We start from the raw sequence: 16,676 nt of genomic DNA, 5'->3' as shown, positions 1-16,676 counted from the left end.
CAACCATAGAATAATTCATAAAAAAGGTCGATTATTTATCGACCTTTTCCATTAAAATTAGTTTTCAGAACGTTTTTTCATTCTATCCTTCATTTTTTCTTGCTGTTCATCGAATAGTTTTACTTGATCCGGATTGAGCCATGATTTTATTTTAGTTGCCTGAGCTTCTTGGAGCTGCTTAAACTTTTCCATATTGGCTTTGCGGTCTCCGCCATCACTTTTTATTTCCGCTCGCTGTTGGGCCTGGCTTAATGTAAGATTATAAATGGAATCTTTTTGCACTTGATTAAGTGTAAGTAGTTTGTCTAGATGTTCCACACGCATCTTCGCTTGATCTTCGGGACTCCGTTGTTGACGTTGCTGGGCAAAAGCTACTGTTGTTGCCAAAAGTAGGCCGCTTATTACCATTAAAGTTTTCTTTTTCATCGCTTTATATTTTAAGTTTACTTTCCTTTTGAATATAAATTTGACGAAAAAGTTTACTAAAATATTAGCCCTTAACAAAATTTAAGGTTGATTAACACTTAATGCTATTGTATCACTTATAATATTACAAAAGTGATCTCTTTGTACTGGATCATTAAATTTAAGTCCTATCGGTAAATAGACGAGTTCTATCGTATCGAAACGATCTTTATATGGTTTTAGCCGCTGATAATCCTTTTCAGTGGTCAATACTATTTTATTGCTGCTATTTAGAGATTGGAAAGCTTTTATGATTTGGTCAATATCGGAGTCGTTAAATGTATGGTGATCTCCAAAAGAGATATGATTGACTGCGTTTGCTTTTTTCTTGACATGATCCAGTAATGGCTGTGGTCTGGCTATACCAGTCACTAATATGATATCCTTATCTTCGATATCAATCGATCTCCCATCGCTATTAACAGGTTCAAAATAGTCTATATGGCTAAATGCGATCAAGGCCTCGCTGTTATAACGACGGAGCTTTTCTTCTATACGTATCTTTTCCTCACTGGAAATATTAGGCGGACATTTTGTAATGACTATGATTTGCGCTCGTTTAGATTCAGTGAGTAGGTCTCTGAAATTTCCAGCAGGAAATACAAACATAGGTTGCGAAAAGGATCTGAAATCAAATAAAAGAATATTAAATAAAGGAGATAATTTTCGATGTTGATAGGCATCATCTAGGATAATAAGCTGATGATCCCCCTGAAGTTTTTCTATTCCAGTACAACGATCTTCACATACCGCTACTGTGATATTTGGAAGCTTGTTTTTGAATTGCAATGGCTCATCGCCTACATCTATCGCTGGAGAATCTGTTTGCACAGTCCGGAATCCTTTTGTTTTTCGACCATAACCTCTGCTGAGGATAGCAACCTTGTAGTTACTACTAAGATAAGAGACAACAAATTCGGTCATGGGACTCTTACCGGTACCACCAACTGCTAAATTACCAATTACGATGGTCGGAATCTGGAAAGATCGAGCTGGTAGCACATGGGAATCATATAGGCGATTCCTTAACCATACGATTAATCCAAAAATAATGGAAAAGGGAAGAAGGAGATATCGTAGGAAAGTCCACATTATTTTGGTATTACTGTCAATCCAATATCTGTAATTTCCTGCAAAGGATTATCTCGCATATTCTGTTCAATGGATATCGTATATAATCCGGTGTCTGGAAATACGTAATCTTGATGAATGATAGATTGCTGATTGTAAAGACTGCCTGATGATTTTCCAATCCACTTTCCATCTGATTTTGCCAATTTAATTTCCTTACGGAAGGTATTTGTTTTTTTATCTGGGCCCTGCTGGTAAATCAAAACAAAGAGATTAGAAAAAGCATATTCAGGTGTATGGCGTACATCTATAAGTACATCGTATTTTTTTGTCTTGTCGCTAATGTGGAATTGAAAACTAGGATGTGAGGTATATAGCCACGTCTTATTTTCGATAGGTTTATTTTCATTGATAATAGCAGTTTGGTCACAAGATGTCCATAAACCAATACATAAAATTCCAAAAAGAAAAGCCTTTAGTTTCATTTTAAATCTATATAAATAGAATATGCCTAACATTTTAAATTAGGCATATTCGTTTTATTCTGTTTTTGAGGCAGGATTGTTATTGTTGCCTTTGTTTTTATTTCTATGACGATTAAAGCGTTTTTTAGGTTTATTATTTTGACCCTCTTTATTTTCTTTGTTCGTCGTTGCAGGATTTGTATTATCCGGATTGTTTTGCTGTTTGGCCACTACTTGTTTTGGTGGATTTTGTTCAGCCTTATCACTTTTCTGACCGCTTTTGTTTTCCGGTTTAGCATTATTGCTTTTGGTTTTCCGTTTTTTCTTTCTTTTGTTGCGGTCATCCAAACGTGTTAAACTATCTTGACCGACTACATTTTCGTAATCGTAGTTAATAATTTTTTCCTCTCGGATATCTTCTGTTTCTATTGCACTTGATATGGCTTCTGGTTTAATACCCTGCTTATTCATTTCGACAAGTTCTTTGACTTGTTGAACTGGCATAGCAATCCAGTTTTCTGCTCCTGGGAAAGAAAACCACATCATTTTTTTGAAGATATCGGTTTTTTGGAGATAAGCCACACCTTTTAGTGTTTCAATACGGTCAATATTGTTAGGAATGTCTTTCAATGCGTCCATATAACTATCCAATTCATAATTGAGACAGCATTTTAACTTACCACATTGTCCAGCTAGTTTTAAGGTATTCAATGATAAATTTTGATAGCGGGCAGCAGAGGTGGATACGGTTTTAAAATCCGTTAACCAAGTAGAACAACATAGTTCGCGTCCACATGATCCAATACCGCCAAGACGGCTCGCTTCCTGACGCATACCGATCTGGCGCATTTCAATCCGTATACGGAATGCTTCAGCCATTTTCTTGATCAATTCACGAAAATCCACACGGCCCTCTGCCGTATAATAAAACGTTGCTTTCGTTTTATCTCCCTGATAGTCTACATCCGAAATTTTCATTAATAAGCCTAGATCCAAAGCAAGTTTACGTGCTTTATGCATGGTTTCCCATTCAAGATCTTTCGCTGCATTATACTTTTCTACATCCACTTCATTTGGCTTCCGATAGATCTTTTTTGTTACCAATTCAGGGGTAACATTGTTCTTTTTTAATTGTAATCGAACTAACTCACCTGTCAGGGAAACGTGGCCAACGTCATATCCCCCTGTTGAGGGCTCTACAACGACCATTTCCCCCATTTCAAGGTAAAGGTTGTCTACATTAATAAAGAAATCTTTTCGAGATCCTTTGAATCGTACTTCTACGATATTGAATGGTTTATAGTTTGATGGCATATCCATATCGGAAAGCCAGTCATATACATCTAATTTATTACATCCGCTAGTCATGCAAGAGCCGTTATTTTGACATCCTGCCGGTGTACCACTTGCTGTGGTAGTACCGCAACCTCCGCCGGATGAGCAACTGCCACATCCCATAGTTTTCTATTTATATATATTGAGTTCCTTTCGGAAACGTTTTGTATTTGTATATTAATGTTAATTGCAAAGATAAATCTAAAAATAATATTTTAGGGTTTGCATTTCTTTCTACAAAATAATGCGTTTCCTCAAATAGATTTATTGTTTCTTCAATTTGTTCTATGCTATAATGTACTGCAAATTTTTGGACAAAATCCAATTCTTTGGCAGGTAAAAATACGAGACTGGAGAGACCTTCCTTAATCAAAATAATCTGCCGCATCATGTTGATCGCGTAAAAAAGAAAGCTCTTTTGATTTTCGCGACCCATTTTGGACAAATCCTCTTCAACTAAAGAAATCATGTTTGTTCCTGCGTCCGATACGATAAATCGTAGCCAGTTTACCAAAATGCCAAAATGATTATTGGTCTGTGTATTGAGTTGATTAAGCGCTTCCTGTAAGTTCCCATCAGCTATAAAAGCTATTTCAGATGCTTCCTGATCAGAAAGATGTTGCGCAGTCTTCAAATACTGTGCGACTTCGGTATGGTCTAGTTTCTTAATTTTGACCAGCTGTGTCCGAGAAATAATGGTATTTAAAATTTTATCTTGATTCTCTGCAACCAAAATAAATAACGTTTTTTCGGGCGGTTCTTCAATCAATTTTAATAATGCGTTGCCTTGGGTATCCAAGTATTCGGGCAACCACATGATCAACACTTTATATTCAGCCTCAAAAGCTTTAAGACTCAATTTCTTGATGATACTATGTGCTTCAGCAATATTAATATTGACCTGTTTATTATCTGCATCCAACTGATTTCGCCAGTATTCCAAACCCATATAGGGATTGGTTAAAAAGGACTTTCGCCAGTTTTCAGCATAGTCTGTGGCCGTATCTTCTTTGTGTTTGGCAATAAAAGGATAAGACATGTGCAAATCTGGATGAATCAGCTTGCCATATTTTCGGCAAGAGGCACATTCGCCACAACTATCCGTAGCTTGTTTGTTTTCACAGTTTAAAAACTGAGCATAAGCATAGGCTAGAGCAAGGCTTCCGGAGCCCTCAGGGCCTAGAAATAATTGCGCATGGCTCACACGGTTTTCATGAACCGTACGAACAAGATGTTCTTTGATGTCTTTATGCCCAATGATATCTTTAAACTGCATACACTATTGCTATTATACAAATGTAATAAATATTGTGATTTATCAGGGGGAATTTGCTTTCTATACTTTTGAAAGCGTGCTTATTAATTGAAATACAATCGCTTATTTAAGTGCAATAAATCTTCGTATGTGGAAAGAAAGGCATTTACAAATCTCAAAAATATTGATTAATTTGTGTATTATTGCACATAATAATTAGTAATTAGGAAATGAGATTCATTGTATCAACATCAATTTTATTAAAGCAGTTACAAGCTATCAATGGAGCATCTAGTACAAGTACTGTTTTACCAATATTGGAAAACTTTCTTTTTGAAATAAAAGACAATAACTTGACTATTTCTGCTACGGATTTGCAGACGAGTATGGTTACTTCTTTGCAGATTGAAGCAAAAGAAGAAGGAAGAGTAGCTATGCCTTCTAAGATTTTGATAGAAACACTAAAAACTCTCCCAGATCAGCCCGTTGCTTTTTCAGTAGACATGAATACATTGGCTATTGAAATCAGTGCAGGTGATGGTAAATATAAATTGAGCGGAGAAAATGCAGATGATTTTCCTAAAATTCCTTCTATTGATAACGGATCTATTATTGAAATGCCGGCTCCGGTTCTTTCGGAGGCAATCAGTAAGACTATCTTTGCGGTAAGTAACGATGAATTGAGACCAGCGATGTCTGGGGTTTTAGTGCAATTGGCTGAGAAAAATGTGACTTTTGTTTCTACAGATGCACATAAATTGGTACGTTACACAAGATCAGATATCAGTGCTGAAAAACCTGCTTCACTTATTCTACCTAAGAAGGCACTTTCTTTATTAAAATCGTCATTACCTTCGGATGATACAAAAGTATCTATCGAATATAATCAGACTAATGCTTTCTTTAGTTTTGGTAATATCAATCTGATCTGTCGTTTGATCGATGAGCGTTATCCTGACTATGCTGCGGTAATTCCTCAGGTCAATCCAAATAAGCTTACGGTTGATAGATTACTTTTCTTAAACACTTTGAGAAGAGTTGTTATTTTCGCAAATAAGACAACACATCAAGTACGTTTAAAGATATCAGGCAGCGAATTGAATATCTCTGCTGAAGATTTGGATTTCTCCAACGAAGCGCACGAGCGTTTGTCTTGTCAATTTGAGGGAGACGATATGGAGATCGGATTTAACGCTAAATTTTTGGTTGAAATGTTAAATAACCTTGAAAGCGAAGAGGTTGTTATCGAAATGAGTACACCAAACCGTGCCGGTTTATTGATTCCTGCGACGTCTGAAGATCATGAGGATATTTTGATGTTGGTTATGCCAGTGATGTTAAATAACGCTTAATCTTCTTATCGGTTTTGGAAATAATTACACATCTTATTGACTTTATTCTCCATATTGATAAACATTTGGTTGAAATTGTCAATGATTATCAATTATGGACATACCTTATTTTGTTTCTTATCATTTTTGTGGAAACGGGTGTGGTCGTAATGCCTTTTTTACCGGGAGATTCGTTGTTGTTTGCTGGCGGAATGCTTGCTGCACAGCCGAATGAACTGAATGTTTGGTTGATGATATTGATTCTGCTGATTGCTGCAATATCAGGCGACTCTCTTAACTATTCCATCGGAAAGCATTTTGGGATGCGATTGACAAAATTCAAACTTTTTGGAAAACAGGTTGTCAAGGATGAACAGATTGCAAAAACACACGCTTTCTATGAAAAGTATGGAAGCAAAACGATTGTCATAGCTCGTTTCGTACCTATTGTACGTACTTTAGCACCATTTGTTGGTGGTATTGGCAAGATGAATTATGGTACTTTCATTACTTACAATATAGTAGGAGCTGTGTTGTGGGTGGGCGGCATTACATTAGCCGGCTATTTTTTGGGTAATATTCCAATTATTCGAGATAACTTTTCGAAAGTGGTACTACTGATCATTTTTATTTCAGTACTGCCTATTATATTTGAGTTGGTAAAAGAAAAAATAAAAACTAAAAAGGGAGTTCAATAGGACTCCCTTTTTTATTTATCAAATATGGAGATTCTTTCTCAGCTGGTCGATTTTATCCTACATATTGATCAACACCTGTTGCAGATTGTCAATACCTATGCTGGATGGACTTATTTCATTCTATTCTTGATTATCTTTGCTGAAACAGGATTTGTGGTTACACCATTCCTTCCGGGGGATTCAGTATTATTTGCATTGGGAGCCATTATTGCCCGACAAGAAAGCAATCTTTCACTGTCACTTTTCCTATTTATTCTAATATGTGCGGCTATTTCTGGCGATTTTGTGAATTATGAGATAGGTAAATATTTTGGAATTCGAGTTTTTAAACCAGACTCAAAAATTTTTAAACCATCCTATCTTCAAAAAACACAAGATTTCTATGCAAAATATGGTACTAAAACCATTGTTTATGCTCGTTTTGTACCTATTGTCCGAACCTTTGCCCCTTTTGTAGCGGGTATTGGCAAGATGCCATACCGCATTTTTGGCAAATACAATATAGTAGGTGGTATATTATGGGTATCGTTATTTATTCTAGCGGGTTACTTTTTTGGGCAGATTCCTTTTTTCAAGCAGAATTTTTCCCTAGTTGTATTAGCTATCATATTTATTAGCCTAATACCCATGTTGATACAGTTTTTAGCGGTTAAAAGGTCAAAAAAAGATTAAACGTTAAATACTAAAGTCAGTCTTTTAAGGTTAAAGGATTGATATGAAATACTTCATTTTAGCATTTACCTTATTTGTCACACAGCTTGCTTCAGGGCAACGTGTCTCTGTCGATCGGCGTCAAGCAAAAGAGGCTTACGATCTGTTAAATAAAATTCGAACAAATCCTGAAAAATATAAAAGGGAATTAAAACTTTTCAATCTACAAAAGATTACCCGAACAAAGCTTAATTGGAACAAGCAGCTTGCCGAAGTTGCAGAGTATCGGGCTAAAGATATGGCCAAACGGTCTTATTTTGATCATGTCTCTCCTGAAGGCTATGGACCCAATTATTTTATCGAAGAAGCTGGATACGAGTTAAATCAGTCTTGGCTAAAAAAAAGGAGCGCTAATAATTTTGAATCCATTGCTGCTAATCGTGCTAGTGCAACCGATGCTATTAAAGCATTGATTATCGGAAGAGAAGCGCCAGGTTATCATCATCGTACGCATTTATTGGGTATGGATCAATGGAACGGATCACTATATGATATTGGGATTGGTTATGTGAAGTGTAAGGGAGCCAGTCCTTATGAAAGCTATCTCGTTGTTATTATTGCAAAGCATGATTGGTAAATAAACTATCCTATTTGGAGGTAATTTGAGGAGTATCAGCAATTAATCTATGTTGCGTCTTCAACTTTTATTCGAAAAGTCATACCTTTGCATATGATAAAATCCATGACAGGATATGGCACGGCTTCCAAAGAGAACGGTAAAGTCAAATATAGTGTCGAAATAAAGTCCTTAAATTCAAAATTCCTTGAATTAAATCTTCGTCTGCCCAAAGTAGTTTCGGACAAAGAATTGACCTTGCGTACTGAATGCAGTAAGCTTATTGAACGCGGAAAAGTTAATCTGAACGTAACTGTAGAATATGCTGATCAAACAGCCAAGGCTTCATCTATCAATGCTGATTTGCTAAAAAAATATTATGGTCAATTGCAGCAGATCGCAAATGAGCTAAATGATACGAATGTCAATCTATTCGAATTGGCGTTAAATATGCCTGAAGTTGTCACTAACAATGACGATACCGTTGATGATGAAGAATCAGGAGTATTGATGGATGCTTTTTATGATGCGGTAAGACATTTCAATACATTCCGTGAAGATGAAGGAAATGTATTGGCTCAAGATCTAAAAAAGAGAGCTGAAATGATTTTGACCTATTTGGGCGAAGTGGAAGCACTTGAAGTTGAACGTATCCCTTTGATCAGACAACGTATAGAGCAATTTCTCAATGATAGCGTGGGTAAAGAGAATGTGGATCAGAATCGTTTTGAACAGGAGCTTGTTTACTATATCGATAAATTAGATGTCACTGAAGAGAAAGTTAGGTTGCGTTCCCACTGTAACTACTTTCTAAAAGCCTTTGATTCTGCCGATTCAAATGGTAAGAAACTAGGCTTTATCTCTCAAGAAATGGGCCGCGAAATCAATACCTTGGGATCTAAAGCTAATCACGCCGGTATACAGCAGATTGTGGTTAGAATGAAAGAAGAATTAGAAAAAATAAAAGAGCAGTTGCTCAACGTATTATAAGGATGAGCGGTAAATTAATTATTTTCTCAGCACCTTCGGGCGCAGGAAAAACAACTATAGTAAGAGATCTTTTAAGTAAACATGGTGATAAAATAGAATTTTCTATTTCTGCGAGTACCCGTGATCCAAGGGGACAGGAAGTCGATGGGAAAGACTACTACTTTATGTCCAAAGAAGAATTTTTGCATAAAGTGGCCAAACAAGAGTTTATCGAATTTGAAGAGGTCTATTCAGGTACATTTTATGGTACTTTGCGTTCCGAAATCGAACGCATCTGGAAAGAGGGTAAAAATGTTATTTTCGATATTGATGTCGTCGGAGGATTACGTCTGAAATCTAAATTTCCAGAGCAGGCAATCTCTATATTTGTGCAACCACCATCATTAGAAGTACTTAAAGAACGTCTGACTGGACGTGGGACAGATTCGGAGGAAAAACTACAGGAAAGATTTGCCAAAGCGGAATTGGAACTAACCTACGCGAATAAGTTTGATGTAATCCTGAAAAATTTTGATTTAGCCACAGCTTGCGCTGATGCTGAGGAAATTGTAATGGGCTTCATCAATAAATAAAGGGCGAAATGAAAAAAATTGGTTTGTTTTTTGGTTCCTTTAATCCGGTGCATGTTGGGCATTTGATTATAGCAAATTACATGGCCAATTTTACTGGACTGGATGAAGTTTGGTTTGTGGTATCTCCACAGAATCCATTTAAGAAAAAATCTACCTTAGCGGACCCCTACGATCGTTTAGAGATGTTAAATCTGGCAGTGGAAGATTGTGAACATTTGCGTGTGAGTGATATTGAATTTCATTTACCAGTACCGTCTTATACAATAGATACCTTAACATATCTAAAAGAAAAATATCCAAATAGAGAATTTGTGCTTCTGATGGGGGAGGATATCTTAGAGTCATTGGAAAAATGGAAGAATGCAGAGATTATTTTACGCGATTATCATATTTATGTATACCCTCGTCCGGGTTATGATGGGGGAAAACTAAAGGATCATCCTTCCATAACCATGACAGATACACCATTAATGGAACTCTCTTCTACTTTTCTGCGAAAAGCGATCAAAGAGAATAAGAATATTCAGTTTTTTACGCCGCAAAAAGTTATTGATTTTATAGATAAAAAGGGCCTTTATTCATAAGGACTGCAAAATATACAATGTGAATCCCTGGATCTCTTAGGAAGTCTGGGGATTTTTGTTTTCTATGTCGTTAGAAAGCTAATTGTGCAGCGCATAGCTTTGGAAAATGTAGGTCTATCGAAAGTGATACCTTTATAGATCAGAAGTAAATGAAATTTATGGTATTAGGTTTAACAAATGGAATTGTTTTTGGTAGGAATAATTTCTTTACTTTTAAATAGCATTATGTATACTTTATGAGAAGTTTAATTTTATTATTTATTTGCCTCGGTAGTTGGACTTGGGCTTTTGCACAGACAGAAAACGAGGAGGGAAGTAATTATATCATGGATCCCGCGGCTATTGAATTCAGGACAAAGATGACAATACCACCTTATGGTTTGGCAAAGGTGAAAGCTTTGATTGCTAAATTATCTCCTGTAGGGGATAAAGATGGGGGAGAAACTAGTGTGCTTGCTCTTTCTGCAACGGATTTTAAGAATTTAAGTTTACGCGAAAAATTTACGTATACCATGATTCATGCGGAGGTATATGCCCAGAATTGCGATATACCAGAAAATCAGAAAGCTATTGACAAGAAAATATTTGGTAAGTTGCTTGGTGGTTTTAATGAAGCTTGGTGGTCGGAAAGACAGACCGATTTTTTGCAGGAAAACAGGGATTCGGTTATGAAACTGATTCAAGAGTCTGTCTTGAGAAGCAAACGAATGGGGGTGAATTATAAGGAGACGATTGAACAGATCAATGGCTGGCAAATGATTCCATTTATTATTGAATATGCAAAGAAAACCCCTAAAGATAAGGATGCATTAACTTTGCTGTTGTTACTGATGAAACGTGGCGAGTATAGCGAATTTATGAAGTCTACATCCTTCAAAAAGTTATATGGCGAGACAAGTAATTATTATGCCTATTTGGACTATAATAAGGAGAATGAAGCACTAATATATCGTAGAGCAATGGGGTATTACAATGAAAAAAAAGGTAAATAAAATATGGGCTTGCTGCCTGATCTTGCTAGGCTTTATCAGTACTCCGAGTTTTGGCCAAGAATATCAGGAATATAAAGATGTTGCCTGGAATGAACCTCGGTCAAAAGATTCAGCTTATTATGCGATGCGGGAAAAAGCGAGTATACCCCCTTTTGGTCTCAAAAAGGTTCAAGGCTTAGTGGAGCAACAATCAAAAAAGCTTCCGGACGGAGCATTGGTAGACTATAACGCAGGAATTTCGAGAGCTGACTTTGATAAGCTGAGCTTTGAAGAGAAGTTTACTTATACAATGATCTATCCCGAAATTTATAGTCAGGCTTGTGCGGAGCGAATGTTTGTATTTAACCCCCAAAGTAAAATATTTGCGCAATTGCTTTTTGTTTATAATGGTGTCTTTTGGAGTGAACGACAGCTTCATTTTATGAAGAAAAATAAAAAAAGAGTAATAGATCTGATCATAGATCAAGCGAACCGAAACAATGCACTCGGATTGAATTTTAAAACTGCATTAATAGAAATTGACGCTTGGGAAAGTATTCCCTTTTTGCTCAGTTTCTATCAAAAGAATCCAAACGATAAAGATATATTGACTACTTTGCTTCAGCTATTGAAAACGTCAAATTTTGGAACATTTGAACAGTCTAAAATATACAACAAGTTATACGGAGAAAATACGCATTCGGATAGTTGGGTGAATTTTTCAAGTGCCAACGAAGAGTATATTGTTGAATCAGCTCAAGCATTATATAAAAAACGTCAAAATAAGTGAGACAAGCACTACCCATATTGATTTTGTTTCTCTTGAGCTATATATCATTAATAGGGCAGGAGAAGGGGTATGTTTTGATTCCCGGAGGAGATTACCAACTGGGGGATACAATGAGTCTGGATAATCCGAAAAGAACAGTACATATAGATCCTTTTTGGATTGCTCAATACGAACTGACCAATGCCGAATTTGAAAAATTTGTACAGGCGACGGGCTATCATACTTTGGCAGAACGATATCATAATGCGATGGTATTTGAGCCAGGGCTTGCAGAATTCAGGTGGCTACAAGACAGCACTGCTTATTGGCGTTTCCCTAATGGGGTAAGCCGTGGTGGTATAGTAGACAAAATGGATCATCCTGTCACTTGTATATCTTTTAAAGACGTATTGGCTTATTGCGCTTGGGCTGATTGCAGGTTACCCAGTTTTGAGGAGTGGGAAGTAGCTGCGCGGGCCGGTAGTGATGGACGTTATTTTGAGGGGATGAATAAAGAAAATATAGGTCAATATGCTAATATATGGCATAGCAGGGATCACCTTAAAGCAGACTATTCGGATGGTTATATGTATACTTCCCCTGTAGGGGCATTCAAACCGAATCCATGGGGACTTTATGATGTATTTGGTAATGTATTTGAATTTTGTTCGGGCAAGCTAAATAGAGATGGGGAGCGTTATGTGGCTCATGCAAGAGGAGGGTCATGGTGGTGCAGTAGAAATAGCTGTTCGGCATTCAATACAGTCTATATTGGTTCTGTTAGCCCGAATGCCTCATTCAGTAATCTTGGATTTAGGATCGTAAAAAAAGCCTTTACCCCGAAGGATAAAGGCTTTTAAAACAAAAAATCTTAAAAGGTTGATTTTTTATCTTCCCATCCAGCCACCATCGACAGTAAGGATGGTGCCATGTACGTAATCTGCTGCTTTTGAAGCAAGGAATACCGCTGGTCCTTTAAAGTCTTCCGGCGTACCCCAGCGTCCGGCAGGTATACGGTCCAGGATAGATTTAGAACGTTCAGGATCGTCTCTCAATGCTTCCGTATTGTCCGTTGCAATATAACCTGGAGCAAAACCATTTACATTCACTCCCTTGGAGGCCCATTCATTTGCAAAAGCTTTTACCAATGACCCTATTGCGCCTTTGGAGGCAGCATATCCAGGAACGTTGATACCACCTTGAAAAGTCAATAACGATGCCGTGAATACAATTTTTCCAGTTCCACGTGAAATCATATCTTTTCCAATTTCCCTTGTCAGGATGAACTGCGCATTTTGATTGATTTCGATAATTTCATCCCAGTACTCATCGGGATGTTCAGCTGCTGGTTTACGCAGAATATTTCCGGCATTGTTGAAAAGGATGTCTATGGTTGGATGCTCCGATTTTACTTTTTCAATAAACTGATAGAGTTCGGTTCTTTTTGAAAAATCACATTGGTAAGCATAAAAATTCCTTCCTAATGCTTGGATGGATTTTTCTACTGCCGACCCTGTTGTCTCCAGCGATGCCGAAACACCAATGATATCTGCCCCAGCTTCCGCTAATGCTTCGGCTATAGCTTTACCTATCCCTCTTTTACAGCCAGTTACCAAAGCGACCTTCCCGGTCAAATCAAAAGATTGCAGTATGGACATTATTTTGAGTATTTTATCGTTAATGGTTGATTTAAGTTATTTCTAAATTCTTTGACATAGGATTGCCATTGATCAAAACTGGTTATTTTTCCTGCTTTATTGAATGCAGCTCCAGCAAAATAGGTCAAAGGACTGTTGTTTTTGACGGTAGTTGCCAATAAAAACTGTTTTGGACTATCCTTAAATACATATTTTACTTTATTAGGTAAGATCACGGCAGTCCCAGTGATTTTATCCCCCTCAGCGGGCTCCCAATAAGCCAAAATACCCTTTTTGGTATCGTTTAAGAGTTGAGGTTTATCCTCTTTTCGTTTGGCAACACCAACGACTACAGGGGTGCTGCTTGAAGTCGTATTTTTGATTGCATAACGTATTTTGTTCAGTTGGCTTCCAGCGTCCAGAGAGACTGTTTTTTCAACTTGTATATTTTGACCCTTTACATTTTCTGGCTCATAGATAAGCTTAAACGTAGTGCGTAAAGGACCATTATCTAAGACTTCGTATTGACGATAATGTTTGTGATAGACGACCTGCTGATCAATAAATGGAGTTGCGTCGCCTACTCCTAGCGTTTGACCCACAGAATAGTAATCTAAACCTTTACCATGATCGGCATGATAATCCCCTGTTTTATACCATTCGTCAATAATAAGGTCATTCGTTCTCTTAGACCAAAAATCAAATCCCTGTGCATCTTCAGAGCTCCCTTCCAATGCTTTTCCATAGGCTCTGAATGCAGCAATGTCATTTTCCCAGGCAAAGTCATCTTTACGTTCGGGAACATAACGCGCAAATGTTTTGGTAGCAACGGTTTTTGGATTATTTCCAGTTACACCAAAAGTCAAAGCACTTTTAGGCGCAATAGATACTTGTATCAGTACATTTTGAGGGGTTGGCTGTCCTAGCTTTTCCAATTGGTAAGCCAGTTCCGCTTTATCCTTGCTATCAACAATCGTAAAGACATTTTTCTTCAATTCGAAATGTTTTTCGAACGTTGCATAGGGAATACTGATCAGCTCTGTTCTAGATACAGCTGAAGGATTTTTAACCGTAATCGTCTTATTGTTTTGGGCAAAGGCGATGCTTGAAAGCCCCAGCGTTAAACTTAATATGAATGTTCTTTTCATTTGATAATGGATTAAAGAAAAAAGATATCTGAATACTACTTAAGCTCAGTGATAGCGCACTTATCCATATCATCGTAGTCGAGATTTTCGCCCGCCATACCCCAGATAAATGTATAGTTGGATGTTCCAGCTCCTGAGTGAATTGACCAAGGTGGAGAAATGACAGCCTGATCATTATGCATCCAGATATGACGTGTTTCGTCTATCGGTCCCATGAAATGAGATACAGCCTGACCTTCTGGTAGCTCAAAGTAAAAATAAACCTCCATACGACGGTCATGCGTATGCGATGGCATCGTATTCCACACGGATCCTGGCTTTAGCTCTGTCATTCCCATTTGTAGCTGACAGGTCTGTACAACTTTATTCAGCAGCATCTGATTGATGGTACGGCGGTTGGCTGTTTCCAGAGATCCTAATTCTATTTTATTAGCATCTTCCTTAGTGACCTTTTTGGTAGGATAACTCTGGTGCGCTGGTGTTGAGTTTAAATAAAACTTTGCCGGATTCGCACTGTCTTGGCTTGAAAAATAGATATCTTTTGCGCCTTGTCCGATATAGAGCGCTTCTTTGGTTTTAAGTTCATAGAATGTTCCATCTACTTCTACCTGCCCGTTGCCACCGACATTGATAATACCCAATTCTCTTCTAGAGAGAAAGTAAGGTTCTTTTAATAATTCAGGGATTGTTTCTAATTTAATTTTAGAATTTACGGGCATTGCACCACCAGCCATGTAACGGTCATAGTGGGTGTAGACAAAATTAACTTTATCAGTTTCAAAAACTTTTTCAATGAGAAAATTATCTCTTAATCCTTGTGTATCTAATGTTTTGTATTCTTTCGGCCCGATTGCATAGCGGGATTCAAAATTAATGCTCATAACGGAATGATTTTTCTTTATTTGAAAGCTAAATTTAGGGCTAATATTTCTCAAAAACGATACAATCTTACGCAATCGATGTCGTACTTATGTAAAGGATCTATTAAGACAAATTTTCTTGCGGTTTTTATTTTTCAGATTTCCTAACTTCGTATATGGTAAAGAAGAAACCGAATATTTTAGTTGTTAATGACGATGGTATCACAGCACCGGGAATTAAGGTGTTGTTAGAAGAAATGCAAAAAATTGGCAATGTGGTTGTTGTGGCACCAGATTCGGCACAATCAGGTATGGGGCATGCGATTACGCTTGGTAGACCACTACGATTGGATAAGATCAATCTCTATGAGGGAGTTGAGATGTACCAATGTTCTGGAACACCGGTTGACTGTGTCAAGCTTGCTGTTAATAAAGTCTTCAAGGGACAGAAGCCGGATATCTGTGTGTCCGGTATTAACCATGGGCTCAACAATTCAATTAACGTGTTATACTCTGGGACAATGTCTGCTGCGGTTGAAGGAGCTATCGAGGGAATACCTTCTGTTGGCTTTTCGTTGGATAATTTTTCCCATGATGCAGACTTTAGCTACTGTAGGCCTTATGTGATTTCCATAACGGAACAAGTTTTGGCCAATGGCTTACCCAAAAATACACTGCTAAATGTCAACTTTCCACAAACACAAGGATTTAAAGGGATTAAAATCTGCAGACAGGCTGGAGGACATTGGGTAGAAGAATTTGATGAACGTATCGATCCACATAACCGTGATTATTATTGGACGACAGGAAAGTTTGTCTTACAAGACCGTGGAGAAGATACGGATAGTTTTGCGTTAGCAAATGGCTATGTTTCAGTTGTTCCTACACAATTCGACATGACTGCACATCATGCTATCCCAGAACTGAATTCATGGAGTTTTGATCATTTGGAAGGTACGACGAAACACAGCAAAGGTGAGAAATAATCTTTGGGTAGGCTCGGGCATAGGAATTGCTTTCCCGTTACTGGCATTTTTGTTGGTGCGTTTTACCGATATCGAACTTCATTTTCTGCCCGAGAAGCCAATGGCAACGTATGCCATTGCCGTATTGATCAATTTGATTTTCTTAAGGTTTGCATACCGTTCAGGTAATGATCAGGTAGGGAAAGGAATTATCATCATGACATTTTTGGCCATGATATTATATTTAATTACACATAAAGTGACGGTATAAAACAAAATGTAAAGATATCCGAG

At 37.4% G+C, this 16,676-nt stretch carries 20 protein-coding genes; 12 read left to right on the top strand and 8 right to left on the bottom strand.

What is annotated here, in order from left to right; genetic code table 11:
- Positions 1-57: 57 nt before the first annotated feature.
- From ABFX33_RS11865 to ABFX33_RS11845, 5 genes are all read right to left on the bottom strand, one after another.
- Positions 58-426: a hypothetical protein gene (locus tag ABFX33_RS11865; protein WP_257096011.1), complete on the bottom strand. Its 369-nt coding sequence runs from the start codon at positions 424-426 to the stop codon at positions 58-60.
- Positions 427-507: 81 nt separating this feature from the next.
- Positions 508-1,557: a tetraacyldisaccharide 4'-kinase gene (gene lpxK, locus ABFX33_RS11860; protein ID WP_346086229.1), complete on the bottom strand. Its 1,050-nt coding sequence runs from the start codon at positions 1,555-1,557 to the stop codon at positions 508-510.
- Positions 1,557-2,021 carry a gliding motility lipoprotein GldH gene (locus tag ABFX33_RS11855; RefSeq protein WP_257096006.1) on the bottom strand — a complete coding sequence of 155 codons (465 nt, stop codon included), beginning with the start codon at positions 2,019-2,021 and terminating at the stop codon, positions 1,557-1,559. The genes lpxK and ABFX33_RS11855 overlap by 1 nt, the downstream gene beginning before the upstream one ends.
- Before the next feature lie 54 nt (positions 2,022-2,075).
- Complete coding sequence (locus ABFX33_RS11850; RefSeq protein ID WP_346086228.1) at positions 2,076-3,458, bottom strand: PSP1 domain-containing protein; 1,383 nt, start codon at positions 3,456-3,458, stop codon at positions 2,076-2,078.
- 10 nt (positions 3,459-3,468) lie between these two features.
- Entirely contained in the window at positions 3,469-4,611 is a 1,143-nt protein-coding gene (locus tag ABFX33_RS11845) for a DNA polymerase III subunit (protein ID WP_346086227.1), read from the bottom strand.
- Positions 4,612-4,820: 209 nt separating this feature from the next.
- Here ABFX33_RS11845 and dnaN point away from each other — a divergent pair, with 209 nt between their 5' ends.
- From dnaN to ABFX33_RS11795, 10 genes are all read left to right on the top strand, one after another.
- A complete protein-coding gene (gene dnaN / locus ABFX33_RS11840) occupies positions 4,821-5,942 on the top strand; it encodes a DNA polymerase III subunit beta (RefSeq protein WP_104384747.1) in 1,122 nt (373 codons plus the stop codon).
- Positions 5,943-5,956: 14 nt separating this feature from the next.
- A complete protein-coding gene (locus tag ABFX33_RS11835; protein WP_120261281.1) occupies positions 5,957-6,619 on the top strand; it encodes a DedA family protein in 663 nt (220 codons plus the stop codon).
- A gap of 24 nt (positions 6,620-6,643) precedes the next feature.
- On the top strand, positions 6,644-7,291 hold the full coding sequence (locus tag ABFX33_RS11830) for a DedA family protein (RefSeq protein ID WP_346086226.1): 648 nt from the start codon (positions 6,644-6,646) through the stop codon (positions 7,289-7,291).
- A gap of 43 nt (positions 7,292-7,334) precedes the next feature.
- Positions 7,335-7,907 carry a CAP domain-containing protein gene (locus ABFX33_RS11825; protein ID WP_346086225.1) on the top strand — a complete coding sequence of 191 codons (573 nt, stop codon included), beginning with the start codon at positions 7,335-7,337 and terminating at the stop codon, positions 7,905-7,907.
- Between the two features lie 93 nt (positions 7,908-8,000).
- Positions 8,001-8,876: a YicC/YloC family endoribonuclease gene (locus tag ABFX33_RS11820; RefSeq protein ID WP_257095996.1), complete on the top strand. Its 876-nt coding sequence runs from the start codon at positions 8,001-8,003 to the stop codon at positions 8,874-8,876.
- 2 nt (positions 8,877-8,878) lie between these two features.
- A complete protein-coding gene (gmk, locus tag ABFX33_RS11815) occupies positions 8,879-9,448 on the top strand; it encodes a guanylate kinase (RefSeq protein ID WP_120261277.1) in 570 nt (189 codons plus the stop codon).
- Positions 9,449-9,456: 8 nt separating this feature from the next.
- Positions 9,457-10,032, top strand: coding sequence for a nicotinate (nicotinamide) nucleotide adenylyltransferase (gene nadD, locus ABFX33_RS11810; protein WP_223584059.1), 576 nt, complete (start codon positions 9,457-9,459; stop codon positions 10,030-10,032).
- A gap of 236 nt (positions 10,033-10,268) precedes the next feature.
- Complete coding sequence (locus tag ABFX33_RS11805) at positions 10,269-11,024, top strand: hypothetical protein (protein WP_346086224.1); 756 nt, start codon at positions 10,269-10,271, stop codon at positions 11,022-11,024.
- The gene (locus ABFX33_RS11800) at positions 11,005-11,793 is read left to right on the top strand and encodes a hypothetical protein (protein WP_346086223.1); all 789 of its coding nucleotides are present in this window, start codon (positions 11,005-11,007) and stop codon (positions 11,791-11,793) included. Before ABFX33_RS11805 ends, ABFX33_RS11800 begins: the two co-directional genes overlap by 20 nt.
- The gene (locus ABFX33_RS11795) at positions 11,790-12,632 is read left to right on the top strand and encodes an SUMF1/EgtB/PvdO family nonheme iron enzyme (protein ID WP_346086222.1); all 843 of its coding nucleotides are present in this window, start codon (positions 11,790-11,792) and stop codon (positions 12,630-12,632) included. The genes ABFX33_RS11800 and ABFX33_RS11795 overlap by 4 nt, the downstream gene beginning before the upstream one ends.
- Positions 12,633-12,659: 27 nt before the next feature.
- Here the strand turns inward: ABFX33_RS11795 and ABFX33_RS11790 are convergent, their stop codons facing one another.
- From ABFX33_RS11790 to kduI, 3 genes are read right to left on the bottom strand one after another with little or no spacing between them, the layout of a single operon-like run.
- Positions 12,660-13,424: an SDR family NAD(P)-dependent oxidoreductase gene (locus tag ABFX33_RS11790; RefSeq protein ID WP_346086283.1), complete on the bottom strand. Its 765-nt coding sequence runs from the start codon at positions 13,422-13,424 to the stop codon at positions 12,660-12,662.
- A 5-nt stretch (positions 13,425-13,429) separates the two neighbouring features.
- Entirely contained in the window at positions 13,430-14,557 is a 1,128-nt protein-coding gene (locus ABFX33_RS11785; RefSeq protein WP_346086221.1) for a DUF4861 family protein, read from the bottom strand.
- A gap of 35 nt (positions 14,558-14,592) precedes the next feature.
- Positions 14,593-15,438, bottom strand: coding sequence for a 5-dehydro-4-deoxy-D-glucuronate isomerase (kduI, locus tag ABFX33_RS11780; RefSeq protein WP_346086220.1), 846 nt, complete (start codon positions 15,436-15,438; stop codon positions 14,593-14,595).
- 155 nt (positions 15,439-15,593) lie between these two features.
- Here kduI and surE point away from each other — a divergent pair, with 155 nt between their 5' ends.
- Together surE and ABFX33_RS11770 are read left to right on the top strand one after the other, a co-directional pair.
- Positions 15,594-16,403 (top strand): 5'/3'-nucleotidase SurE, encoded by an 810-nt coding sequence (gene surE, locus ABFX33_RS11775; RefSeq protein WP_120261270.1) that lies wholly within the window; start codon positions 15,594-15,596, stop codon positions 16,401-16,403.
- On the top strand, positions 16,393-16,653 hold the full coding sequence (locus ABFX33_RS11770; protein WP_346086219.1) for a hypothetical protein: 261 nt from the start codon (positions 16,393-16,395) through the stop codon (positions 16,651-16,653). Before surE ends, ABFX33_RS11770 begins: the two co-directional genes overlap by 11 nt.
- The last annotated feature ends 23 nt before the right edge of the window (positions 16,654-16,676 follow it).

The organism is Sphingobacterium ginsenosidimutans, assembly GCF_039536865.1.
Taxonomy (GTDB): Bacteria; Bacteroidota; Bacteroidia; order Sphingobacteriales; family Sphingobacteriaceae; genus Sphingobacterium; species Sphingobacterium detergens.
The sequence above is the reverse complement of the archived record's forward strand: the minus strand, read 5'-3'. Positions and strand labels throughout refer to the sequence as shown.

Coding starts and splice junctions, on each gene's coding strand:
- ABFX33_RS11865 (WP_257096011.1), bottom strand. CDS start 426: ATGAAAAAGAAAACTTTAATGGTAATAAGCGGCCTACTTTTGGCAACA.
- ABFX33_RS11800 (WP_346086223.1), top strand. CDS start 11,005: ATGAAAAAAAAGGTAAATAAAATATGGGCTTGCTGCCTGATCTTGCTA.
- ABFX33_RS11855 (WP_257096006.1), bottom strand. CDS start 2,021: ATGAAACTAAAGGCTTTTCTTTTTGGAATTTTATGTATTGGTTTATGG.
- ABFX33_RS11825 (WP_346086225.1), top strand. CDS start 7,335: ATGAAATACTTCATTTTAGCATTTACCTTATTTGTCACACAGCTTGCT.
- dnaN (WP_104384747.1), top strand. CDS start 4,821: ATGAGATTCATTGTATCAACATCAATTTTATTAAAGCAGTTACAAGCT.
- ABFX33_RS11845 (WP_346086227.1), bottom strand. CDS start 4,611: ATGCAGTTTAAAGATATCATTGGGCATAAAGACATCAAAGAACATCTT.
- ABFX33_RS11820 (WP_257095996.1), top strand. CDS start 8,001: ATGATAAAATCCATGACAGGATATGGCACGGCTTCCAAAGAGAACGGT.
- ABFX33_RS11805 (WP_346086224.1), top strand. CDS start 10,269: ATGAGAAGTTTAATTTTATTATTTATTTGCCTCGGTAGTTGGACTTGG.
- lpxK (WP_346086229.1), bottom strand. CDS start 1,557: ATGTGGACTTTCCTACGATATCTCCTTCTTCCCTTTTCCATTATTTTT.
- kduI (WP_346086220.1), bottom strand. CDS start 15,438: ATGAGCATTAATTTTGAATCCCGCTATGCAATCGGGCCGAAAGAATAC.
- nadD (WP_223584059.1), top strand. CDS start 9,457: ATGAAAAAAATTGGTTTGTTTTTTGGTTCCTTTAATCCGGTGCATGTT.
- surE (WP_120261270.1), top strand. CDS start 15,594: ATGGTAAAGAAGAAACCGAATATTTTAGTTGTTAATGACGATGGTATC.
- gmk (WP_120261277.1), top strand. CDS start 8,879: ATGAGCGGTAAATTAATTATTTTCTCAGCACCTTCGGGCGCAGGAAAA.
- ABFX33_RS11785 (WP_346086221.1), bottom strand. CDS start 14,557: ATGAAAAGAACATTCATATTAAGTTTAACGCTGGGGCTTTCAAGCATC.
- ABFX33_RS11830 (WP_346086226.1), top strand. CDS start 6,644: ATGGAGATTCTTTCTCAGCTGGTCGATTTTATCCTACATATTGATCAA.
- ABFX33_RS11850 (WP_346086228.1), bottom strand. CDS start 3,458: ATGGGATGTGGCAGTTGCTCATCCGGCGGAGGTTGCGGTACTACCACA.